General features: G+C 71.7%; 17 protein-coding genes, 1 tRNA gene, 1 other RNA gene and 2 pseudogenes. 8 read left to right on the top strand and 13 right to left on the bottom strand.

Annotated elements, in window-relative coordinates; all coding sequences use genetic code 11:
- Positions 1-78 precede the first annotated feature (78 nt).
- Positions 79-1,137 carry an aspartate-semialdehyde dehydrogenase gene (locus ACN267_RS26455; protein WP_204957393.1) on the bottom strand — a complete coding sequence of 353 codons (1,059 nt, stop codon included), beginning with the start codon at positions 1,135-1,137 and terminating at the stop codon, positions 79-81.
- 5 nt (positions 1,138-1,142) lie between these two features.
- Entirely contained in the window at positions 1,143-2,408 is a 1,266-nt protein-coding gene (locus tag ACN267_RS26450) for an aspartate kinase (protein ID WP_204957392.1), read from the bottom strand.
- Between the two features lie 422 nt (positions 2,409-2,830).
- On the opposite strand from ACN267_RS26450, the gene ACN267_RS26445 reads away from it, so the two are divergent.
- The 3 genes from ACN267_RS26445 (at position 2,831) to leuA (ending at position 6,247) form a co-directional block, all read left to right on the top strand.
- Complete coding sequence (locus tag ACN267_RS26445; protein WP_421489898.1) at positions 2,831-3,568, top strand: hypothetical protein; 738 nt, start codon at positions 2,831-2,833, stop codon at positions 3,566-3,568.
- A gap of 84 nt (positions 3,569-3,652) precedes the next feature.
- Positions 3,653-4,183: a nitroreductase family protein gene (locus tag ACN267_RS26440; protein ID WP_204957391.1), complete on the top strand. Its 531-nt coding sequence runs from the start codon at positions 3,653-3,655 to the stop codon at positions 4,181-4,183.
- Between the two features lie 309 nt (positions 4,184-4,492).
- Complete coding sequence (leuA, locus tag ACN267_RS26435) at positions 4,493-6,247, top strand: 2-isopropylmalate synthase (RefSeq protein WP_421489897.1); 1,755 nt, start codon at positions 4,493-4,495, stop codon at positions 6,245-6,247.
- A gap of 190 nt (positions 6,248-6,437) precedes the next feature.
- Here leuA and ACN267_RS26430 read toward each other — a convergent pair whose 3' ends face one another.
- Positions 6,438-7,901: an MFS transporter gene (locus tag ACN267_RS26430; protein WP_421489896.1), complete on the bottom strand. Its 1,464-nt coding sequence runs from the start codon at positions 7,899-7,901 to the stop codon at positions 6,438-6,440.
- Between the two features lie 108 nt (positions 7,902-8,009).
- Here ACN267_RS26430 and ACN267_RS26425 point away from each other — a divergent pair, with 108 nt between their 5' ends.
- Positions 8,010-8,669 (top strand): HNH endonuclease family protein, encoded by a 660-nt coding sequence (locus tag ACN267_RS26425; protein ID WP_204957386.1) that lies wholly within the window; start codon positions 8,010-8,012, stop codon positions 8,667-8,669.
- Entirely contained in the window at positions 8,651-9,088 is a 438-nt protein-coding gene (locus ACN267_RS26420) for a hypothetical protein (protein WP_421489895.1), read from the top strand. Before ACN267_RS26425 ends, ACN267_RS26420 begins: the two co-directional genes overlap by 19 nt.
- A gap of 55 nt (positions 9,089-9,143) precedes the next feature.
- On the opposite strand, the gene ACN267_RS26415 is transcribed toward ACN267_RS26420, so the two are convergent.
- From ACN267_RS26415 to ACN267_RS26395, 5 genes are all read right to left on the bottom strand, one after another.
- Complete coding sequence (locus ACN267_RS26415; RefSeq protein ID WP_421490505.1) at positions 9,144-10,220, bottom strand: ABC transporter ATP-binding protein; 1,077 nt, start codon at positions 10,218-10,220, stop codon at positions 9,144-9,146.
- A 92-nt stretch (positions 10,221-10,312) separates the two neighbouring features.
- Positions 10,313-11,299: an ABC transporter ATP-binding protein gene (locus tag ACN267_RS26410; RefSeq protein ID WP_204957384.1), complete on the bottom strand. Its 987-nt coding sequence runs from the start codon at positions 11,297-11,299 to the stop codon at positions 10,313-10,315.
- Between the two features lie 109 nt (positions 11,300-11,408).
- Positions 11,409-12,491, bottom strand: coding sequence for an ABC transporter permease (locus ACN267_RS26405; protein WP_281902199.1), 1,083 nt, complete (start codon positions 12,489-12,491; stop codon positions 11,409-11,411).
- Complete coding sequence (locus ACN267_RS26400; RefSeq protein ID WP_088643793.1) at positions 12,488-13,495, bottom strand: ABC transporter permease; 1,008 nt, start codon at positions 13,493-13,495, stop codon at positions 12,488-12,490. The genes ACN267_RS26405 and ACN267_RS26400 overlap by 4 nt, the downstream gene beginning before the upstream one ends.
- Before the next feature lie 99 nt (positions 13,496-13,594).
- The gene (locus tag ACN267_RS26395; RefSeq protein WP_204957383.1) at positions 13,595-15,274 is read right to left on the bottom strand and encodes an ABC transporter substrate-binding protein; all 1,680 of its coding nucleotides are present in this window, start codon (positions 15,272-15,274) and stop codon (positions 13,595-13,597) included.
- Positions 15,275-16,044: 770 nt separating this feature from the next.
- Between ACN267_RS26395 and ACN267_RS26390 the strand changes: the two genes are divergently transcribed.
- Positions 16,045-16,629 carry a hypothetical protein gene (locus tag ACN267_RS26390; RefSeq protein ID WP_421489894.1) on the top strand — a complete coding sequence of 195 codons (585 nt, stop codon included), beginning with the start codon at positions 16,045-16,047 and terminating at the stop codon, positions 16,627-16,629.
- A 67-nt stretch (positions 16,630-16,696) separates the two neighbouring features.
- On the opposite strand, the gene recR is transcribed toward ACN267_RS26390, so the two are convergent.
- The 4 genes from recR to ffs all read right to left on the bottom strand — a co-directional run bounded on the left by recR (position 16,697) and on the right by ffs (position 20,715).
- Positions 16,697-17,290, bottom strand: a complete 594-nt coding sequence (gene recR / locus ACN267_RS26385; protein WP_088647762.1) for a recombination mediator RecR — start codon at positions 17,288-17,290, stop codon at positions 16,697-16,699.
- 7 nt (positions 17,291-17,297) lie between these two features.
- Positions 17,298-17,606, bottom strand: a complete 309-nt coding sequence (locus ACN267_RS26380; protein ID WP_239484943.1) for a YbaB/EbfC family nucleoid-associated protein — start codon at positions 17,604-17,606, stop codon at positions 17,298-17,300.
- A gap of 110 nt (positions 17,607-17,716) precedes the next feature.
- Positions 17,717-20,518, bottom strand: coding sequence for a DNA polymerase III subunit gamma and tau (locus ACN267_RS26375; protein ID WP_421489893.1), 2,802 nt, complete (start codon positions 20,516-20,518; stop codon positions 17,717-17,719).
- Positions 20,519-20,625: 107 nt separating this feature from the next.
- An RNA gene (gene ffs / locus ACN267_RS26370) (signal recognition particle sRNA small type) lies at positions 20,626-20,715 on the bottom strand.
- Between the two features lie 82 nt (positions 20,716-20,797).
- Here ffs and ACN267_RS26365 point away from each other — a divergent pair.
- A tRNA-Ser gene (locus tag ACN267_RS26365) sits at positions 20,798-20,882 on the top strand.
- Positions 20,883-20,959: 77 nt separating this feature from the next.
- On the opposite strand, the pseudogene ACN267_RS26360 reads toward ACN267_RS26365, so the two are convergent.
- Positions 20,960-21,334 (bottom strand): annotated as a pseudogene (locus tag ACN267_RS26360) (tyrosine-type recombinase/integrase); the annotation flags it as partial.
- A 687-nt stretch (positions 21,335-22,021) separates the two neighbouring features.
- Between ACN267_RS26360 and ACN267_RS26355 the strand changes: the two are divergent.
- A pseudogene (locus tag ACN267_RS26355) lies at positions 22,022-22,222 on the top strand (AAA family ATPase); the annotation flags it as partial.
- Positions 22,223-22,315: the final 93 nt, after the last annotated feature.

Here is a 22,315-nt window from a genome sequence, read left to right as displayed (position 1 = left end):
CACCACAACTCCTTGATCGACAGGGAGTGGGGGCGCGGGGGCGGGGGCGGGGGGTGGGCCCGGGAGGTGGGGGTGGGGTTAGGGGCGGGGGGGTTTGACTAGTAGTTCTGCGATCTGGGCGGTGTTGAGGGCGGCGCCCTTGCGCAGGTTGTCGCCGGTGACGAAGAAGTCCAGGGCGCGTGGGTCGTCGATCGCCCGGCGAATCCGGCCCACCCAGGAGGGGTCGGTGCCGACCGCGTCGATGGGCATCGGAAACTCCCCGGCTTCCGGGTCGTCGACCAGGATCACGCCGGGTGCGTTGCGCAGCGCCTCCCGGGCACCCTCGGCGTCGACCTCGGTGGCGAAGACGGCATGTACGGCGACCGAGTGGCCGGTCACCACAGGCACCCGTACGCAGGTGGCGGAGACCTTGAGATCGGGCAGGCCGAGGATCTTGCGGGACTCGTTGCGGACCTTCATCTCCTCGGACGACCAGCCCTGCTCGGCCGGTGACCCCGCCCACGGCACCACGTTCAACGCCAGCGGCGCGGGGAACGGGCCCAGCTCGTCGCCGACCGCCTGCCTGACGTCGCCGGGGCGGGAGCCGAGCACCCGGTCTCCGGCGATCTTGCCGAGTTGCCTGTGCAGCGCGTCCACCCCGGCCTGCCCCGCCCCCGACACCGCCTGGTACGACGCGAGCACCAGCTCCCGCAGGCCGTACTCGCGGTGCAGCGGGGCGATCGCCACGATCATGGTCAGGGTGGTGCAGTTGGCGTTGGCGATGATCCCCCGGGGCCGGTGGTGCACCTGTTCGGGGTTGATCTCGGGCACCACCAGCGGCACGTCGCGGTCCATCCGGAACGCGGCCGAGTTGTCGACGACCACCGCGCCCCGCTCGACGGCGATCGGCGCCCAGTACGCCGACACCTCGTCGGGCACGTCGAAGACCGCCACGTCGACCCCGTCGAACGCCTCGGGGGTGAGCGCGCCGACGGTCAGTTCCTCGCCCCGGCAGCGCACCTGCCGGCCGACCGAGCGGGCCGAGGCGAGCAGCCTGATCTCCCCCCAGACGTTGCGCCGGGAGGAGAGCAGGTCACACAGCACGGTGCCGACAGCCCCCGTCGCCCCGACCACGGCCAGGGTGGGCTGCGGTCCCATCGGGGCTACCGCCCGGTTCCCGCGTACACCACGGCTTCGGAGTCGCCGCCCAGCTCGAACTGGTCGTGAATGGCGCGTACCGCCCGGTCGAGGTCGGTGTCGCGGCAGACCACGGAGACCCGGATCTCGGAGGTGGAGATCATCTCGATGTTGACGCCGGCCGCGCCGAGGGCGGCGAAGAAACCGGCCGCGACACCGGGGTGCGAGCGCATGCCGGCGCCGATCAGGGACACCTTGCCGACGTGGTCGTCGTAGAGCAGGCCCTTGAACTTGACCGGCTCCTGGATCTTGCTGAGCGCGGCCATCGCGGTCGGCCCGTCGGCCTTGGGCAGGGTGAACGAGATGTCGGTACGCCCGGTGCCCTCGGTGGAGACGTTCTGCACGATCATGTCGATGTTGATCTCGGCACCGGCCACGGTGTCGAAGATGCTGGCGGCGGCACCCGGCTCGTCGGGCACCCCCACGATCGTGATCTTCGCCTCGCTGCGGTCGTGGGCAACCCCGGTGATCAGTGCCTGTTCCACGGGAAGGTCCTCCATCGATCCGGTGACCATGGTGCCGGTGTTGGTCGAGTATGACGAACGGACGTGGATCGGCAAGCCTGCCCGACGCGCGTACTCCACGCTGCGCAGGTGCAGCACCTTGGCGCCGCAGGCGGCCAGCTCCAGCATCTCCTCGTAGGTGATGTGCCTGATGTGCCGGGCGTTGGGCACGATCCGGGGATCGGCGGTGAAGACGCCGTCCACGTCGGTGTAGATCTCGCAGACGTCGGCGTGCAACGCGGCGGCGAGCGCCACGGCGGTGGTGTCCGAGCCGCCCCGGCCCAGCGTGGTGACGTCCTTGGTGTCCTGCGAGACGCCCTGGAAGCCGGCCACGATCACCACCGAGCCCTCGTCGAGCGCGCCCTTGAGCCGCCCGGGGGTGACGTCGATGATCCGCGCCCGGCCGTGCGCCGAGGTGGTGATCACACCGGCCTGCGAGCCGGTGAACGAGCGTGCCTCGTACCCCAGATTGTGGATGGCCATGGCCAGCAGCGCCATCGAGATCCGCTCCCCGGCGGTGAGCAGCATGTCCAGCTCACGGCCCGGCGGTAGGGGGCTGACCTGGTTGGCCAGGTCGAGCAGCTCGTCGGTGGTGTCGCCCATCGCGGAGACCACCACCACCACGTCGTCGCCGGCCTTGCGGGCGGCGACGATGCGCTCGGCCACCCGCTTGATCCGCTCGGCGTTGGCGACGGAGGATCCGCCGTACTTCTGCACCACGAGTGCCACGACGGCGCACTCCCTCCCAGCGATGACCCTGAGCGTGCCGACGCCGCCGGCTGAAGTCCGGCGGCGCGTGTCAGACCACCCCAGGGTATCGGGCGGTACGCGAGTGCGGGTCGGGTGATCCCACCATCCGGCGCAGGCCACCGCCGCACGGCGCGGTCCGGGCGGGGGACGGGACCCGACACGCCCGGCCCGTCGCCGGTCCGCGCGGGGTCGTCCGGGGCGGTCGCCGGGCGCAGAATGACCCGGTGCATGCCCACCCCCGCCCGCTCCTCCTTCCCCCGGCGCGGCCGGCCCGACCGGCCCGTCCCGCGCGTCGGATGCCGCCGACCCACCTGGCCGGTCCCACCGGGCCGCGGCCGCCGGACCGATCGGGGCCGCCGGACCGATCGGGGCCGGGGCGGCCGGGGCGGGCGGTGCTGCCGGTGGTGTCGGTGCTGGTACTGCTGGCCGGTTGCGGCTCCGACGGGCCGGACGTCCCGCCGACCGCCCCGCCGTCCGCTCCGGCACCCGTCACGGTCGACAGCGCCCGCGACGAGCTGGCCGCGCTGGCCGCCGCCGCCCGGGACCGGCACCTGACCGCCCGCTACACCCTCACCGGCACCGGCGGGCCGGCCCGCGAGATCACCGTGACCAGCGCGAACGACGGTAGTTGGCGGGTGGACGTGCCGGGGGGCGCCCTCGACGGGGCGGCCGACGTCGCGCTCACCGCCACCCGGGACGGGTTGTTCCAGTGCGGCCTGCCCTCGGCCGGCCGCCCCGAGCCGGCGAGCTGCGTACGGCTGGGTGACCGGGACGACGCGGTGCCGCACCGGCTGGACCCCCGGGTGCAGCACCCGTTCACCGACTGGCTGGAGGTGCTCACCGACAGGCGTACCGCGTTGTCGGTCTCCACCGCGACCACGCCGCCCGGGGTGCCGGGGACCTGCTACGCGGTGGAGAGCACGTCCGCCTCGCTGAATCCGCCGCTGGACGTGGGCATCTACTGCTACCAGCCGGACGGGACGCCCACCTTCGTCCGGGCGGCGCTGGGCACGTTGACCCTGGTCGGTCCGCCCGGCCCGGCGCCCGACACGGTGCCGCTGGCCGGGCCGGTGGTGCCCGGTGAGCCGCTCGGGCGGGAGTCGGGGGCATCGGCCGAACCGAGCCCGGAAACGTCCTGACCCGTTCGGGCGTTACGGGTGGCCTTGACCACATTTGCCATAGCGGGCTAATCCACCAAAAACCCCATACGGGATTCTCTTCGCATGGTTCACCTCACGCCGCTGCTCGCCTTCCGCTGGAGCCCCCGGGCGTTCCACCCGACCGCCGAACTGACCGGCGACGAGGCGGCCTCCCTGCTGGAGGCGGCCCGCTGGGCCCCGTCGGCCGGCAACGCCCAGCCGTGGCGGTTCGCCCTCGGCCGCCGCGACGACGAGACCTGGAAACGCATCCTGGTCAGCCTCACCGGGGCCGACCAGCGCTGGGCGCGGCACGCCGCCGCGCTGCTGGTGGGCGCGCACGTCGCGGGCGATCCGGAGCGGTGCGCGTACGACCTGGGCCAGTCGATCGCCCACCTGAGCGTCCAGGCCACCGCCCTCGGTCTGCACGTACGCCAGATCCGCGACTTCGACCGGGCCGCGCTCGCCGCCGACCTGGACCTGCCCACCGGGGTACGCCCCCTGGTGGTGACCGCCGTCGGCCCGCTCGGTGACCCGTCCACGCTGCCCGTGGACCTGTTGCGCCGGGAGACCGCGCTGCGCCGCCGGCACCCGGTCCACGCCCTGCTGCTCGGCTGACGCCACCGCCCCTCGACGGTGGTGGCGGGACCTCGGCCGGCGGCCCGTGGCGGGTGCGATTCGGATCTCAGAGTCCGGACCCACCTTTGCACCCCCCGGCTCATCACGTAGGGTCACTCTGTCATGTGGCGGGCGTACCTTCTCCTTGGTCGCCGCGACGGGGCCTGACCGGCCGGCACCCCGTCGCGGAGTCGAACCGCGCCGTCCAGCAGATCCGAACTCCATCTCGGCAACCGTCCGGGCATCGCCGCCCGACCCGCCGACACCTTCGCAATGCTGACGCCACCTGACCCACGGGAGCACTCCGTCATGGCTCAACCTGTCACCACCGACGCCGACGCCGATCAGATCGCCCGGCAACGTCCCAGCCGGATGCCGTACCAGCGCTACCAGCCGTACCACCAGCAGTTCCGGATCGACCTGCCGGACCGCACCTGGCCGACCCGGCACGTCGAGGCCGCCCCCCGCTGGTGCGCGGTCGACCTGCGCGACGGCAACCAGGCCCTGATCGACCCGATGTCGCCGGAACGCAAGCGGCGGATGTTCCAGCTGCTGGTGCAGATGGGCTACAAGGAGATCGAGGTCGGCTTCCCGTCAGCCAGCCAGACCGACTTCGACTTCGTCAGGCAGCTCATCGAGCAGGACCTGATCCCCGACGACGTCACCATCCAGGTGCTCACCCAGTGCCGGGAGCACCTGATCGAGCGAACCTTCGAGTCGCTGCGCGGCGCGCACCGGGCCATCGTGCACTTCTACAACTCCACCTCGACGCTCCAGCGTCGGGTGGTCTTCGGCCTGGACCGCGACGGCATCACCGACATCGCCACCCAGGGCGCACGGCTGTGCCGCAAATATGCCGAGATCCACACCCCGGACACCGACATCTACTACGAGTACTCGCCCGAGTCGTACACCGGCACGGAGCTGGAGTACGCGGTGGAGGTGTGCGGCAAGGTCATCGAGGTGATCGACCCCACCCCGGACCGCAAGCTGATCATCAACCTGCCGGCCACCGTCGAGATGGCCACCCCCAACGTGTACGCCGACTCGATCGAGTGGATGCACCGGCACCTGCCCCGCCGGGACAGCCTGGTGCTCAGCCTGCACCCGCACAACGACCGGGGCACCGGGGTCGCCGCCGCCGAGCTGGGCCTGCTGGCCGGCGCGGACCGGATCGAGGGCTGCCTGTTCGGCAACGGCGAGCGCACCGGCAACGTCGACCTGGTGACGCTGGGGCTGAACCTGTTCTCCCAGGGCATCGACCCGATGATCGACTTCTCGAACATCGACGAGGTCAAGCGGGCCGTCGAGTACTGCAACCAGCTCCCCGTGCACGAGCGGCACCCGTACGCCGGCGACCTGGTCTACACCGCCTTCTCCGGCTCCCACCAGGACGCCATCAAGAAGGGCTTCGACGCCCTGCACCGCGACGCCGAGGCGGCCGGGGTGCCGATCGACGAGTTCACCTGGGCGGTGCCCTACCTGCCGATCGACCCCAAGGACCTGGGCCGCACCTACGAGGCGGTCATCCGGGTCAACTCGCAGTCCGGCAAGGGCGGCGTCGCGTACATCATGAAGACCGAGCACCAGCTGGACCTGCCGCGCCGGCTCCAGATCGAGTTCTCGGGCGTCGTGCAGCAGGTCACCGACCACGACGGTGGCGAGGTCGACCCGGGCACCATGTGGCAGATCTTCGCCCGCAACTACCTGCTCGACCACCAGGTCGACCCGTCCGTCAACCTGACCGGCTACACGATCGGCACCGTCGACGGCAAGGTCGAGATCGAGGCCCAGGTGGTCGTCGACGGCGCGGCGCGCACCCTCACCGCCGTCGGCAACGGCCCCATCGACGCGTACGTCAATGCGCTCCAGTCGGTGGGTGTGGCGGTACGCGTGCTGGACTACCACGAGCACGCCCTCTCCTCGGGTGGCGACGCCCAGGCCGCCGCCTACGTGGAGTGCGACATCAACGGTCAGACCGTGTGGGGCGTCGGCACCGACCCCAACATCGTCACCGCCTCCATCAAGGCCGTCACCAGCGCCGTCAACCGCACCCGGCGCTGATCGCACCGTCCGGGCTGGTGGTCGTCAGCGGACGATCCCGGATCACGACCACCAGCCCCGGGCCGGCTGCCGGCCCGGGGCGGCACAGCCGGCCGAGCCCACCCCGCCACCGGCCGGCCACCCCGGCGCGCTCGGCCACCCCGACGCGCCCATCCCGCCAGGGCCGGCCACCCCGATCCGCCCGTCCCCGCTACGTGCCCCGGGTCGACGGCGCGGCCCGACCGGGGGCACGGTCCGGGGACGGCCGGCGGTGGACCAGCAGGGCGGCCAGCAGCGCGCCGCCGAGCAGCAGACCGGCGCACCACGTCATCGCCCCCCGGAACGCATCGGTCAGGGCGGTGCCCTGCTCGTAGCCGGTGCCGGACAGACCGACCAGCAGCGGCAGCGCGGCCACCGCGAGCAGGCCGCCGGTGCGCGACGCGGCGTTGTTGAAGCCGCTGGCCACCCCGGCGAAGCGGTCCGCCACGGCGGCCAGCACCGACGCGGTCAGCGGCGCCACCACCAGGGTCAGCCCGACCCCGAACAGCAGCACCCCGGGCAGCACGTCCCACCAGTACGACGCACCCGGCCCGACCCGGCGCAGCAGCAGCAGACCGGCAGCGGCGGCGACCGGGCCGGCGGTCAGCAGCGGCCGGGGGCCGATCCGCGCCGACAGCGCCCCGGCCCGCGCCGAGCCGAGCAGCAACAGCACCGTCATCGGCACGGTGGCCAGCCCGGTGCGCAGCGCCGACCAGCCGACAACGTTCTGTAGGTAGACGGAGAGGAAGAAGGTGAACCCGCTCAGCGCGGCGTAGACCAGCACGGTGAACACGTTCAGCACCGAGAAGAGCCGGCTGCCGAAGATCGTGGTGGGTAGCATCGCCCCCTCGCCCCGGTGCCGTTCCAGCAGCACGAAGCAGACCGCGGCGAGGACCCCGACGCCGGCGGCGAGCAGCACCGGCCAGGAGCCGGCCCCCCGTACCGGGGCGTCGATCAGGGCGTAGGTGAGCCCACCCAGGGCCAGCGCGCCGAGCAGCGCACCGGCGATGTCGAACCGTCGGCCGGCGGTGCGGGAGGCGTTCTCGTCCCGGCTCTCCGGCACCCAGCGCACCCCCGCCAGCAGCACCCCGGCCGCGAGCGGCAGGTTGATGAAGAAGATCCACCGCCAGGAGAGCGTGTCGATCAGCCACCCGCCGACGAACGGTCCGAGCGCGGTGGACACCCCGGACAGGCCGGACCAGGTGCCGATGGCGCGGCCCCGGTCGTCCGGGTGGAAGCTCGCCTGGAGCACCGACAGCGACCCGGGGGTGAGCAGCGCCCCGCCCGCGCCCTGGAGGAACCGGGCGGCGATCAGCTGGTTGGTGTCCTGGGCGAGGCCGCACAGAACGGAGGCGACCGCGAACCAGACCACCCCGATCAGGAAGATCCGCCGCCTGCCGAACCGGTCCCCCAGCGACCCACCGAGCAGGACGAACGCGGCCAGCATCAGCGCGTACCCGTTGACCGTCCATTGCAGACCGGCGACGGTCGCGTCGAGGTCGGCGCCCAGCCGGGGCAACGCCACGTTGACCACGGTGCTGTCCAGGAACACCATGCCCGAGGCGAGGATCGCGGCGAGCAGCGTCCCCCGTCCGGCCGTGGTACGGATACGGAGCGCGTGAGCGGGTGCCGTCATGGGTACCAATCTGCACGCCCTCGACCGGAGACGCCACGAAACGCGGAAACCGTGCCTTGGGTACTGTGCGGGATCGCCGGAAGCCCGCAAGCTGGAAAGGTGTCGTCTGTGCGTACCAGATCAGGAGGCCGCGCGGCGGTGGCGGCGGCCCTTGCCGCGCTGCTCGCCCTCGGCGCGGGTGGTTGTGACGTCTCGGTGGCGGAACCGGAGGCGCCACCCGGCAACTCCGGCAACGTCGGTGAGCAGCTCGCGGAGCTGACCGTCGCCGAGGCCGGCTCGATGAAGGGTTACAGCCGGAACCGCTTCCCACACTGGCGGGACACCGGCAAGAACTGCGACGTGCGGGACAGTGTGCTCCAGCGCGACGGCAAGGACATCCGGCTCTCCGGCTGCAACGTGGTCGGCGGGCGGTGGGAGAGCGTCTACGACGGGCGGACCTTCACCGACCCCTCCGACGTGGACATCGACCACATGGTGCCGCTGGCCAACGCGTGGCGTTCCGGGGCCGACGAGTGGGACGACGCCAAGCGCGGCGACTTCGCCAACGACCTGACCCGGCCGCAGCTCTTCGCGGTCTCCGCCAGTTCCAACCGGTCCAAGGGTGACCAGGACCCGTCGCAGTGGAAGCCGCCGAACCGCGCCTACTGGTGCACGTACGCGGAACACTGGGTAGAGGTCAAGCACCACTGGAAGTTGACGGTGACCAGCGCCGAGAAGGCCGCCATCACCGACATGTTGGGGGGCTGCACATGGGCGAGCAAGCGCTGACACCGGCCGACGCCGGGGCCGACCCGGCCGGGACCCCGGCGACGGGAGCCGACGCGACGCCGGAGGCTGCGGGGGCGGCCACCGCCGGGATGACCGCCGACGGGCAGCCTGCCGCCCCGGCCGGGGTGCCCGGAGCGGGGATGACCGCCGACGCGGGCGGCACCGGCGGGCCCCGCGAGCTGACCGCCGACCTGGTTGCCGGCCCCGGCGGGGTGATGACCGACGAGGTGGGCGTGGTGACCGGCGAGCTGACCCTCAAGACGCGGTACGCCGACGGCCAGGCCACCCTCGCCGTGCAGTACAAGGACGCCGACGAGTGGTACGCGGTGACCGGCGGGACGGCCAAGCTCGTCGACCCGGCCGACCTCGACGCCGTGCACACCGTCGCGCTCGCCCTGCTGCACCGCCCCGAGGGCTGACGCACCCACGGCAGGGCCCCCTTCCCGACGCCGGGAAGGGGGCCCTGTCACCTGCTCACGGGGTGGGGATCAGCTCACCGGGGTCGCCCGGCGTCCCGCCCTCGTCCGGCCGGACCAGTTCGGGTTCCACCTCGTGCGGGCGCAGCCGTCCGGCGGCGATGTCCTCGGCGAAGTGGCAGGCGACCCGGTGGCCGCCGACGACCTCGCGCAGCGCCGGCCGCTCGTCGGCGCAGCGGGTCGGCTGCGCCCACGGGCACCGGGTGTGGAACCGGCAGCCGGCCGGCGGGTTGGTGGGCGACGGCAGGTCACCGGCGAGCAGGATCCGCTCCCGCCGGTCCTCGACCAGCGGGTCCGGCACCGGCACCGCCGACATCAACGCCTTCGTGTACGGGTGCATCGGCTCCCGGTAGAGGTCGTCGCTGGCCGCCTCCTCCACCAGCCCGCCCAGGTACATCACCCCGACGGTGTCGGCGATGTGCCGGACCACCGCCAGGTCGTGCGCGATGATCAGGTACGTCAGCCCGCGCTCGTTCTGGAGGTCCTCCAGCAGGTTGAGCACCTGGGCCTGGATCGACACGTCCAGGGCGGAGACCGGCTCGTCGGCGACGATCAGGTCCGGGTCGAGCATCAGCGCGCGGGCGATGCCGATGCGCTGCCGCTGCCCGCCGGAGAACTCGTGCGGGTACCTGCTCAACGCCGAGGCGGGCAGGCCGACCGCCTGCAGGGTGTCCCGCAGCCGCCGGTTCGTCGCCTCCTTGTCGTCGGCGAGGCCGTGCGCCTTGAGCCCCTCCACCAGCAGCGACTCCACCGACTGCCGGGGGTCCAGGCTGGAGAGCGGGTCCTGGAAGATCATCTGCATCCGGCGGCGGGCCCTGCGCATCGACTCGCCCTTGAGCGCGCGTACGTCGGTGCCGTCGAAGACGATCTCGCCGTCGGTCGGTTCGACCAGCCGCAGCAGGCCCCGGCCGAGCGTCGACTTGCCACACCCCGACTCGCCCACCAGCCCGTACGTCTCACCCGCGTTGATCGACAGGGAGACACCGTCGACCGCGTAGACGTAGCCGACGGTACGGTCGAAGAGCAGCCCGCTCTTGATCGGGAAGTGCACCTTGACGTCGCGCAGCTCGATCAGCGGCCGCTCCTGTTCCGCCGCACCCCCCGCCCCGGCCTGCCCGGTCGCGGCGTCGTCCGTCGCGGCACCATCCGTGTTTCCGGTCCGTTCGGTCACGGCACCGCCACCTCCTCCGATACGGGGTTGTTGCACCGCAGGTCGCCGCCGGTGGCGGTGGGCTCCAACGGTGGCGGGCCGTCCAGGCAGGCGTCCACCACGTTGTCGCAGCGGGGCGCGAAGGCGCAGCCCTCGACCCACGGGATGTTGTCGGCCACCGAGCCACGGATCGCGTGCAGCCGTTCGCCCCGCACCGAGTCGAGCCGGGGCACCGAGTTGAGCAACCCGTGCGTGTACGGGTGCCGGGGCCGGGCGAACAGCTCGTGCCGGGCGGCCCGCTCCACCACCTTGCCGCCGTAGAGCACGTTGACCGTGTCGCAGAGGCCGGCCACCACCCCGAGATCGTGAGTGATCATGATGAGCGCGGTGCCGGTCTCGTCGACCAGCTGCTTGAGCAGGGTGAGGATCTGCGCCTGGATGGTGACGTCCAGCGCGGTGGTCGGCTCGTCGGCGATGAGCAGCCGGGGCTTGCAGGCCAGCGCGATGGCGATCAGGGCACGCTGGCGCATACCGCCGGAGATCTGGTGCGGGAACTCCGTCAGCCGACGGTCCGGGTCGGGGATGCCCACCGCGTCGAGCAGTTCCCGGGCCTCCCGCAGCGCCTTGCGGCGGTCCATCCCCCGGTGCCGCTCCAGCACCTCGGCGACCTGCACCCCGATCGGGACGACCGGGTTCAGCGAGGACAGCGGGTCCTGGAAGATCATGCCGATGTCCCGGCCGCGGCGGTCCCGCAGGTCGTCCGGGCGCAGCTTGAGCAGGTCGGTGCCCTCGAACAGCACCTCGCCGGTGACCCGGTTGCCGCGCTTCGGCAGCAGCCCCATGACCGCCAGGCTGGTCACGCTCTTGCCGCAGCCGGACTCGCCGACCAGGCCGACCGTCTGCCCCGGCTCCACCGTGAAGCTGACCTGGTCGACCGCCGTGAACGGCCGCTCGCCCCGGCGTTGGAACACCACGCTCAGATCGCGTACGTCGAGCAGGCTCATCGGGTCACATCCTCACTGTGCTGGTCGTTCGCCTCCGGCTGCGGTCGCCGGTCCACCCGGCTCCCGTCCGGCCCGGGGCCGCCTGCCACACCGCACCGCCGCACCGCCGTCACCGCCGGTTCTTCGGGTCGATCGCCTCGCGCATCGCCTCACCGAGCAGGGTGAAGCCGAGCGCGACCACGATGATCGCGAGCGCCGGATAGTAGGCCAGCTCGGGGCGGACCTCGAAGTAGCGCTGGCCGTCGACGCCGAGCATCAGCCCCCACTCCGCCCGGTTGATGTCCGGGTCGCCGAGACCGAGGAAGGACAGCGCCGCCGCGTCCAGGATCGACACCGCGAAGGTCAGCGTGGCCTGCACGATCACCGCGGTCAGCGAGTTGGGCAGCATGTGCCGCAGGACGATGTTGCGTTCCTTGACGCCCAACGCCCGCGCGGCGAGGACGTGGTCGCTCTCCCGCTGGGCCAGCATCGAGCCGCGCAGCAGCCGGGCGAAGATCGGCACGCTGACGATCGCCACCGCGAAGATCACCGTCCACTGGCTCGACCGGCTGGCCATCGCGACCAGGGTGATCGCCAGCAGCAGGCTGGGCAGCGCCAGCATCACGTCGGTGAGGCGCATCAGCACCACGTCGACCCAACCGCCGAAGGCACCGGCGATCGCGCCGAGCAGCACGCCCAGGGTGAGGCCGATCAGGGTGGCCAGCACGCCCACGAAGAGGGTCTGCCGACTGCCGTGGATCATCCGGGAGAGGAAGTCCCGGCCGAGCGGGTCCGAGCCGAACGGGTGCCCGGCGGTGGCCCCGGGGATGCTGTCCACGGTCAGGTCCCGGGTCAGCTCGTCGAAGCGCTGCACCGGGTCGTGCGGGGCGATCAGCGGGGCGAAGAGCGCCACCAGCACGAACAACCCGACGATGACGGCCCCGACGATGGCCACCGGGTTGCGGCGCAGCCGGCGCAGCGCGTCCCGGTAGAGGCTGACCCCGCCCGGGTCGGCGGTGGCCCGCGCCAACTCGTCGAGCCGGGCCCGCTTGCGGTCGCCGAGCCGACCGATGCTGCGCTCCCGCCGCTGCTCCGGGGTCTCGCCGGCCGGCCCGGCGGGGCGGTCCTCGGTCGGGTTCCCGGCGGGCTGGTCGGTGGGGGTGTCGCCGGTGCGGGGCTTGCCCACGCCGGGGCGGGTGGTCGGGTCGGTCATCGCACACGCACCCTCGGGTCGATGAAGGCGTAGGAGAGGTCGACCAGCAGATTGACCAGCACGAAGACCAGCGCGGCGAGCAGGATGATCGCCTGGAGCACCGGGTAGTCCCGGCCGCCGCTGATCGAGTCGGTGATCAGGGTGCCGAGCCCGCCCCAGTTGTAGACCTTCTCGGTGAGCACCGCGCCGGAGAGCAGCGCACCCGTCTGCAGGCCGATGGTGGTGACCACCGGCAGCAGGGCGTTGCGCAGGATGTGCCGGCCCCGGATGGTGCGGTGCCGCAGGCCCTTCGCCTCGGCGGTCCGTACGTAGTCCTCGTTGAGCACGTCGAGCACGCTGGCCCGGGTGATCCGGACGATCACCGCCAGCGGGATCGTGGCCAGCGTGACCGCCGGCAGGATCAGGTGCCAGAGCGCGTCGGCGCTGGCGTCGAACTCTCGGGTGAGCAGGCCGTCCAGGACGTAGAACCCGGTCACCGAGGTGTTGTCCATCCCGGTGCTGATCCGCCCGGACGGCGGGAACCAGTGGATGTCCTGGGTGAGCACGTCCTTGAGCAGGTAGCCCAGGAAGAAGATGGGGATCGAGATGCCGAGCAGGGTGCCGGCGATGGTCAGGTTGTCGAGGAGTCGGCCCCGGTAGCGGGCGGCGAGATAGCCCAGTGGCACCCCCAGCCCCACCGCGATGATCATGGCGGCGATGGCCAGTTCGATGGTGGCCGGGAAGGCGCGGGCGATGACGTCGGTGACGGGGTCACCGGTCCGGATCGAGTTGCCCAGGTCCCCGGTGAGGACCCGCTGCATGAACTTGCCGTACTGCACGAGGATCGGCTGGTCGTAACCGAGCGCCTTGATCAGCAGCGCCCGTCGTTCCGGGGTGGCCCGCTCGCCGAGCAGCGCCTCGACCGGCCCGCCGGGCAGGTTCCGCAACCAGACGAAGATCAGCGCGGACAGCGCTATCAGCGTCACCACCAGTTGGAGCAGGCGGCGGACTATGACTCGCAACATCTCTCACACACCAGACTCTCGATGTTCGCGGCATCGGCCCGGGCCGGCACTTGCTCCCGACCCGGGCCGATGCACGCCTACGGCGTCAGCCGACGGACGTCACTTGCTGCTGACGCTGACCGTGTTGAACCGCTCGTCGGTCAACGGGCTGGCGACCATCCCCTGCACGTCCTTGGTGACGACGATGGCCGGCGGGGCGTGCCAGACCGGCACGGCCGGCAGCCACTTCGCGGCGATGTCGCGGTTGACCTGCTCCCAGGCCGCCTTCTTGCCCGCCTCGTCGACGGTGCCGTCGGCCTTGGCGATCGCGTCGAACATCTCGGTCATGGCCTGGTCGCCGAACTCGACCTTGCCCCGGCCGAAGAAGGTGCCGACGAAGTTGCCCGGGTCGTTGTAGTCACCGGTCCAGCCGAGGATGTGCAGGTCCTGCTTGCCGAACTGCTGCACGTCGTCCTTGAAGCCACCGTTCCACGGACGCGGCGTGCCGTTGACCTTGATGCCGACGGCCTGCAGGTCGTTGGCCAGGACGGTGAAGATCTCCTGCGGGTTCGGCATGTACGGCCGGGAGACGTCCGGCGGGTAGTAGAAGTTGAGGGTCAGCCCCTCGGCACCGGCCTCCTTGAGCAGCTGCTTGGCCTTGTCCGGGTTGTACTCGTACTTCTGCACGTCCGGGGCGTAGCCGAGCACGGTGTCCGGCATGAACTCGTCGGCGACCTTGGTGCCACCCGGGCCCTTGGTCTGGACGAGCTGCTGACGGTTGAGGGCGTAGGCGATCGCCTGGCGCACCCGCAGGTCCTTCAGCTTCGGGTTCTTCTGGTTGATGCCCAGGTAGAGGATGTTGAACGCCGGGCGGTCGAGGACCTGGAAGCCCTCACCGGCCAGCGCCTTGCGGTCGGCCGGCGCCGGGAAGTCGATGCCCTGGACGGTGCCCGCGCGCAGCTCCTGCTTACGGGTGTTCTCGTCCTTGATCACCTTGATGATGACCTTGTCGACCTTGGCCTTCTCACCCCAGTAGTCGGGGTTGCGGTTCAGGGTGATCTCGTTCTTGGCCTTGTCCCAGCCGCCGAAGGTGAACGGGCCGGTGCCGACCGGGGTGGTGGTCGCGAACGAGCTGTACTCGAAGGAGTCGCCGTTCTGCTTGACCGTGTCGGCGTCACCCTTCTTGAGGGCCTCCGGGCTGGCGATCGAGAGCGCGGTCAGCGCGAACGCGCCGGGGAACGCACCCTTGTACCTGTTGAGGGTGACCACGGCGGTGCCGTCGTCCTTGGCCTCACACTTGTTGTAGAGCGCCTCGCCGGCACCCTCGGCCTCGTTCTTGGCGAACCCGCCGAAGACGTCCTGGTAGTAGATCATCTGCGACTGGGCGGCGGCGCCCTTCATGTTGTACCAGCGGTCGAAGTTGAAGCAGACCGCGGCGGCGTTGAAGGGGGTGCCGTCGTGGAACTTCACGCCCTGGCGCAGCTTGAAGGTCCAGACCTTGCCCTCGGGGTCGTGCTCCCAGCTCTCGGCGAGGCCACCGACCAGGTCGGCCGTGCCGGGCTTGTGCTGGACCAGCGTGTCGTACATCTGCCGGACCGGCCGGAACGACTCACCGTCGTCGTTGAAGATCGGGTCGAAGTTCTTCGGGTCACCGGCACCGGCGAAGATGAAGGTGCCGCCCGTCTTGGCCTCGCCACTGCTGTCATCGCCGCGGTCACTCTCCGCACAGCCGGCCGCGCCGACCGCCAGGGCTGCAACGGCCACGAGGCTCACGGCCGTCCTTAGCCTTCTCGCCTGCATCTCTCACCTCTGTCATCCGCCTGAACAACGCCGGTCCATGGCTCGGTCCGTGAGCGGGAGGCTATGACACGACACACCGAAGCGGAACGTCCGTTAGGCAATCGCTACCAAGCCGACACCAAGCGCTCCGTCTGACACCGCCGGATCTCCCGACAAACGGGACTGTCACAGCGGAACCTCGGAGTTATGTCGGGAAATCACCCGATTGTCCGGGCCAGGAACGCCGTCGTCACCCGCCGTCACGATCCAGCCCGCCGCCCCGCGCCGACCGGGCCGACGGACGCCGTCCGGACGGGGTGCCGGGCGCCGCCGGCACCGGTGTCCGGTCCTGGGCACGGCCCGCGTCCGGACCCGGGTCGTATGCGCCGGGTGGGGTCGACGTCCGGTGACCGGCGGCACCCGCCGGCCGGAATCCCGACCGGGCCCCCGGCGTTACACCATCCGTACGACCGCAACAGCACCCCCGGGCCGCCCGACGCCCCGGCCGCCGGCGGAATGACCCGGCACCCACGGTCGTTACACCCCGGTACGACCGCAGCAGCACCCCGGCCCACCCCGCACCAGCTGCGGGAATGACCCCGGAACCCCGGTCGTTACCACTGACCCCGGCACGAGCGGCAACCGCCCCGGCCGGGAACCCCTGAACCTCCCTTCCCCCGCACGAGCGGCCCCCGACGTGGTGCCCACGCCCCAACACCGCCCGTCCCCCACGGGCACACCCGGCCCTCCACCGGCCGGACGGGGCGTCTACCCCCGAAGGAGCTTCCCCCATGAACACCACCATCCTGCGCAAGAGTGTTCTCGGTATCGCCGGTCTCGCCGTCGCCGGTGGCCTGGCCGCCGGCCCGCTCAACCACGACACCCCCACCATCGACACCCGCCCCGTCGCCGCCGTCCAGGCCGACAAGCCGGCCGTCGACACGCTGATCCCGCACGGTGTGCAGGGCGACCAGTCCCGCATCGACCTCAACGACGAGCAGACCGGCAACGCCAAGGCGATCATCGCGGCGACGAAGAAGGCCGGCATGGACGAGCGGGCCGCGGTGGTGTCGATCGCCACCGCCCTGCAGGAGTCGAAGCTGGAGAACCTCGGCCACCTCGGCGACCGCAACGACCACGACTCGCAGGGCCTGTTCCAGCAGCGCCCGTCGAGTGGTTGGGGCACCGTGGAGCAGATCACCGACCCCGAATACGCCACCCTGGCCTTCCTCAAGGGCCTCAAGCAGGTCGACGGCTGGCAGGACATGCCCCTGACCAAGGCCGCCCAGACCGTCCAGGTCTCCGCCTACCCCGACCACTACGCCCAGTGGGAACAGCAGGCCGCCGACCTCGTCGCCGAGCACTGGAACAGCTGACCCTGCGTACGACACGATGGCCGGCACCCCGCCCGGGGTGCCGGCCATCGGCGTACGTGGCGGGAAGTCAGACCGCGCGGCGGCCCTCGAAGGCCCGACCCAGGGTGATCTCGTCGGCGTACTCCAGGTCGCCGCCGACCGGTAGGCCGCTGGCCAGGCGGGTGACCGCGATGCCCATCGGCTTGACCATCAACGCCAGGTACGTCGCGGTCGCCTCGCCCTCGGTGTTCGGGTCGGTGGCCAGGATCAACTCGCGGATCGTCCCCGCGCTGAGCCGGCTCATCAACTCGCGGATGCGCAGGTTGTCCGGGCCGATCCCCTCCAACGGATTGATCGCCCCGCCGAGCACGTGGTAGCGGCCCCGGAACTCACCGGTCCGCTCGATCGCCACCACGTCCTTCGGTTCCTCGACCACGCAGATCACCTCGTCGGTGCGGCGCGGGTCGCGGCAGATCCGGCACTGCTCCGACTCGGCGACGTTGAAGCAGGTGGTGCAGAACCGGACCAGGTCCTTGACCTTGCGCAGCGCACCGGCGAGCCGGGTGACGTCGGCCGGGTCCGCCGACAGGACGTGGAAGGCGATCCGCTGGGCGCTCTTCGGGCCGACGCCCGGCAGCCGCCCCAACTCGTCGATCAGGTCCTGGATGGCACCCTCGTACATCTGCGGGTCAGAATCCGGGCAGGCCGAGGCCGCCCATGCCGCCGGCCACCGGGCCCATCTTCCGGTCGGTCAGCTCCTTGGCCGCCTCGGCGGCGTTGTGCAGGGCCGCGACGACCAGGTCCTCCAGGGTCTCGACGTCCTCCGGGTCGACCGCCTTCGGGTCGATCCTGATGCTCTTGACCTCGCCGGAGCCGGACACGGTAGCGGTGACCAGGCCGCCGCCGGCGGTGCCGGTCAGCTCGGCCTCGGCCAGTTCGGCCTGCGCCTTGGCGATCTGCTGCTGCATCTTCTGCGCCTGCTTCAGCATCTGCTGCATGTTCGGCTGTCCACCTGGGCGCACGGATGGCTCCTTCTCGCACTCGTCTGCTCGGCCGCGCCCAGCCTAGTCGGGCACGACCGGTGGTCTCCGGTCCGGGCGACGGCGGGTCAGCGCGCGTCCACCTCGTCGATCTTCTCGGCCCCGAACGCCTCCCGGAGCAACTGCACCGCCTGCTCCTCGCTGGACTGCCGGGCGGTCCGCTCGTCGATCACCTCGTCCAGCGGTTCGTCACCCGGATCGAAGCCCTCGTAGGCCGGGGCGGTCGTCGGCTGCGAACGTCCACCGGCACGCCCCGGCCCGTCGTAGTCCGGGTCGTACGGTGGCTCACCGGCCCAGTCGGCGTCCGCCGTCCGGCGTGCCGGCTGGGCGGTCCGGGGCACCTTGGCGGTGCCGGCCGCTGCCGCCGCCGCGGCCGCCCGCGCCGCCGCGATCGCGCTGCTCACCGGGGCTGCACCGGGGGCGGTCGCACCGGTCTGCGCCGGGGCCGTCGCCGGTCCCGCCGGCCTGGGTACGGCAGTCGCCGCCCCGCCGGCACGCGCGGTCGCCGCCCCGGCCGCCGGTGCCACCGGCCGTGCTCCCGACCCCCCGGCCGTGCCCGGTCCGGCCTGCGCGCCCGCAGATCGGCCCGCCGTACCGTCGGGCGTCGTCGCCGTGGCCACCGCGCCGCCCGGACGGGCCGCCTCGGGCCAGTCGCCGGCGTCGCCCGCGCCGCCGACCCCGCCGGGGCGGGCAGCCTCCGGCCATCCGTCCTCGCCACCGGGACGGGCCGGCTCGGGCCAGTCGTCGTCGGCCGCGTTGGTCCCGCCGCCCTGCGCCTGCGGGTCGTCGCCCCGCACCGCGACGGCGGTCGCCCCGCCCGCGCCGGAACCGTCCACCGCACCGGCACCGTTCACGCGACCGGCACCGGCAACACCCGGCACCCCGTGCGGGCCACCGGGGCCGGCCCCGCCCGCCACGCCGTTCACGCCGAGCCCGGGGTGCGCGCCGGTCGGGGCAGCATCGGACCGGGCCGCCGGCCCGCCGGCCGGACGGGCCACGCTGGACGGGCCGGGACCGGCATCCGGGCTGGCTGACGGGCGGGACGGGTGGGGGGTGGCAGCACCATCGGGCGGGCCGGGCGGGGAGTCGGCGACAGGCGTGGCCGGGCGGGCCGGACGCGACGGACCACCCAGGGTCGCCCCACCCCGCTCGCCGGCCACCTCGCAGCGGATCTGCCAGCGACCGCCCAGCTCCTCGTAGAGCGCGTCGGTGAGCACCCGGGCGTGGTCGGCCATCATCTTGGCCAGCACCACCGACTTCACGGTCACCACCAGCGTGTCACCGTCGAGGTCCCGGACCACGGCGTCCCGCATCAGGGCGGCGATCCGCTTGTTCGTCCGGTTGACCTTGCCGACCACCTCCGGCCACGCCCGCCGGACGGCCACCGCGTCGAGCGCGCCCACCGGGTCGCCGCCCGGACGGGGCGGCTCGGGCGTCGCCGGATCGGGCAGCACCGCCGACGGCGGCACCGGACGGCGTACGGGAGCGGCGTCGACGACCGGTGGGCCACCCGACGTCGGCGCGGCGGGTGCCGCCGAGGATGGTGCGGATCGGGCTCCGGCCACGGCGGCCCGCGCGGCAGCCGCCCCGGTGGGGCCTGCGGGCTCCGCCGGGGTGTCGGCGACGGCCGGGGCGGGCTGGGGGCGTACCTCGGTCGGGTTGGGGGCAGGCGCGGAGCCGGCGGCGGCCGGCGGCAGGTCGACGGCACCCAGGGTGAGCCGGCGCTCCATCCGTTCCAGGCGTTGCAGCAGGCCACCTGAGGAGTCGTCGACGCCGGGCAGCAGCATCCGGGCGCAGATCAGCTCCAGCAGCAGCCGGGGAGCGGTGGTGCCGCGCATGTCGACCAGACCGTTGTGCACGATGTCGGCGCAGCGGGACAGCGTCGCCGGGCCGAGCCGCTGGGCCTGGGCGGCCATCCGCTCGATCTGGTCGGCCGGGCCGTCGATCAGGCCCTTGTCGGCGGCGTCCGGCACCTGCTGGAGCACGATCAGGTCGCGCAGCCGTTCCAGCAGGTCGGAGGCGAACCGGCGCGGGTCGTGCCCGGCCTCGGCCACCCGGTCGACGGTCGCGTACGCCGCCGCGCCGTCCCCGGCGGCCAGCGCGTCGCACATCTCGTCGATCAACGCGGCATCGGTGACGCCGAGCAGCGCGGCGGCCCGGGGATAGCTGACCCCCTCCGGGCCGGCACCCGCGATGAGCTGGTCGAGCACGGAGAGGCTGTCCCGGGCGCTGCCGCCACCGGCGCGCACCACCAGCGGGAAGACCGCCGGATCGACGGTCACCCCCTCGGCCTGGGTGAGCTGCTCCAGGTACGGCCGGAGCACCTTCGGCGGGATCAGCCGGAACGGGTAGTGGTGCGTCCGTGACCTGATCGTGCCGAGGACCTTCTCCGGCTCGGTCGTGGCGAAGATGAACTTGACGTACTCCGGGGGCTCCTCGACCAGCTTGAGCAGCGCGTTGAAGCCGGCCGACGAGACCATGTGCGCCTCGTCGATGACATAGATCTTGAAGCGGCTCTGGGCCGGCGCGAAGAACGCCTTCTCGCGCAGCTCACGGGCATCGTCGACGCCACCGTGGCTGGCCGCGTCGATCTCGATGACGTCGATCGAGCCGGAGCCGTCGACGGCCAGCGACCGGCAGGAGTCGCACTGCCCGCACGGCTCCGGGGTGGGGCCCTGCTCACAGTTGAGCGAACGGGCCAGGATCCGGGCGCTGGAGGTCTTGCCGCAGCCCCGGGGGCCGGAGAACAGGTAGGCGTGGTTGAGCCGCCCGCTGCGCAGCGCCTGCGACAACGGCTCGGTGACGTGCTCCTGGCCGATGACCTCGGCGAAGGTGCGCGGCCGGTACTTGCGGTAGAGCGCCAGCGTCACTCGCCCCGCCTCCTCTCGACCGAGCCATTCTGCGCCGGTCGGGCGCGGGTGACCACCCACCACCCCGGGACCCGGCCCGCAGGTACGGTACCGGTGGCCGGAGACAAAAAGGCCTCCCGTGCACCCGGCAGAGCTCGCTTATCCTTGCTGCCTTCCGGCCCTGGGGAGGTTCACGAGATACCGCCGCACGGGAGGTAGGCCCCACCCTACCCGACAGCCGGTGGATCTTCGGGGGGTGGTGGGGTGGCCCGGCCGTCGGGGACCTGTATCCTGGCTCGCGGAGGATTCGCCTAGAGGCCTAGGGCGCACGCTTGGAAAGCGTGTTGGGATAAAACCCTCACGAGTTCGAATCTCGTATCCTCCGCTCGCCTGAGCAGGAAAAACGACAGGGCCGGCCCCCACGGGGACCGGCCCTGAATCGTCTCGACCGTCGCTCTCGTCTCAGTTGTCGTCTCGGTTGCCCTGTTCCGGCTGGTCGGGCGGCGGCTTGGTGACCCTCTCCCCCGGCCCGGCCGGCGGGTCGCCCCAGAGCAGTCCGCCGAGCTGCTGCGCGATGTCCCGGCGTACCTGGTCGGTCATGTGCTGGTAGCGGACGGCCATGGCCGAGTTCGACCAGCCCATGATGCCCATCACGGCGCGGCCGGAGACGCCGAGCACCAGGAGCGCGGTGGCGGCGGTGTGCCGGGCGTCGTGTAGCCGGCCGTCCCGCACTCCGGCGAGCTTGAGCAGCCGTTTCCACTCGTCGTAGTCCGTCGCCTGATGGATCGCCTGACCGGTTGGCGAGGCGAACACCCAGCCCTCATCGCGCCAGAGCTGGCCGACCACGAAGGGTGGATCTCACCAGCGTGGCAGCAAAAAAGGGACCAGTGGTTGTGGTGTCGATACCCGCTGCGGTGCGGTCATCGACAGCATTTGTGCGGGCTTCTGGCTGGCGCAGAGTTCCCGTGACCAGCAGTGGCTGCTCGAATCTGCGCCCCTGGACGCGCTCCTTCAGCCGCTGCGTCGCGGTAGGCATTGAAGGGAACCGGTAGCTACGATGCTGGGCCGGCCGCCACCTGACCGGCAAGAACATCACCGTTGTGGAAATGAACCGTCCTGACCGGCGGATCAAGGGCAAGTCCGACCCAATCGACGCCATCGCCGCAGCCAGGGCCACCTCCGCGAGCGTCCCGAAGACCCCGTATCGGTCCGGTTCGCCCCGACGGTCGCCTGCCAGTGCGCGGTCAAGGCACACATCACCCGAACAACCAGATTCGGAGGCCGGTCGCCGCTCCCCGGAAGCGCTCCGGGAAGCGGGCCGAGCTCAGCGCCGCCGTTCTGGATCGTCTGGGACGTCTACACCGCCCTCGGCGCGGGCTTAGCCGCCCTGACCCCTTGACCTCCGTAGAAGCATCGAGACGGAAGACGCAGTGCAGCGTCGGCACTAGCGAAAGATCGCCAGTGAGGGTTGGATAGAAACCCGGAACGGAGACCTTCGTTCGAGCGACCAAAAGGGGTTGGGTTATGATATTCACATCAGTATCCGTCCGGAACTTCCGATCAATAGCTGATTCTGGACGCATTCCACTTGGCCCGATCACGTTAATCGTTGGTCGCAATAACGCAGGAAAATCAGCTTTAGTACGTGCCATCTATCTCGCACAGGATGGTGCACCGACGAGCACCCGCGACGTACGAATCGGATCACATTCATTCGACGTTGAACTAGAATTAGGTTCTTGGCACACGTTCATTGAGCAGGGGTCCAAGACTCGCGGAACTAGCCGGGCTCCGGTCGGCGATGTACTGACATTGAAA

Origin of the sequence: Micromonospora sp. WMMD734, from assembly GCF_049178975.1 — a bacterium.
Classification (GTDB): Bacteria; Actinomycetota; Actinomycetes; order Mycobacteriales; family Micromonosporaceae; genus Micromonospora; species Micromonospora wenchangensis.
The sequence above is the reverse complement of the archived record's forward strand: the minus strand, read 5'-3'. Positions and strand labels throughout refer to the sequence as shown.

Coding starts and splice junctions, on each gene's coding strand:
- leuA (WP_421489897.1), top strand. CDS start 4,493: ATGGCTCAACCTGTCACCACCGACGCCGACGCCGATCAGATCGCCCGG.
- ACN267_RS26400 (WP_088643793.1), bottom strand. CDS start 13,495: ATGTTGCGAGTCATAGTCCGCCGCCTGCTCCAACTGGTGGTGACGCTG.
- ACN267_RS26390 (WP_421489894.1), top strand. CDS start 16,045: ATGAACACCACCATCCTGCGCAAGAGTGTTCTCGGTATCGCCGGTCTC.
- ACN267_RS26455 (WP_204957393.1), bottom strand. CDS start 1,137: ATGGGACCGCAGCCCACCCTGGCCGTGGTCGGGGCGACGGGGGCTGTC.
- ACN267_RS26380 (WP_239484943.1), bottom strand. CDS start 17,606: ATGCAGCAGATGCTGAAGCAGGCGCAGAAGATGCAGCAGCAGATCGCC.
- ACN267_RS26395 (WP_204957383.1), bottom strand. CDS start 15,274: ATGCAGGCGAGAAGGCTAAGGACGGCCGTGAGCCTCGTGGCCGTTGCA.
- ACN267_RS26440 (WP_204957391.1), top strand. CDS start 3,653: ATGGTTCACCTCACGCCGCTGCTCGCCTTCCGCTGGAGCCCCCGGGCG.
- recR (WP_088647762.1), bottom strand. CDS start 17,290: ATGTACGAGGGTGCCATCCAGGACCTGATCGACGAGTTGGGGCGGCTG.
- ACN267_RS26410 (WP_204957384.1), bottom strand. CDS start 11,299: ATGAGCCTGCTCGACGTACGCGATCTGAGCGTGGTGTTCCAACGCCGG.
- ACN267_RS26430 (WP_421489896.1), bottom strand. CDS start 7,901: ATGACGGCACCCGCTCACGCGCTCCGTATCCGTACCACGGCCGGACGG.
- ACN267_RS26405 (WP_281902199.1), bottom strand. CDS start 12,491: ATGACCGACCCGACCACCCGCCCCGGCGTGGGCAAGCCCCGCACCGGC.
- ACN267_RS26420 (WP_421489895.1), top strand. CDS start 8,651: ATGGGCGAGCAAGCGCTGACACCGGCCGACGCCGGGGCCGACCCGGCC.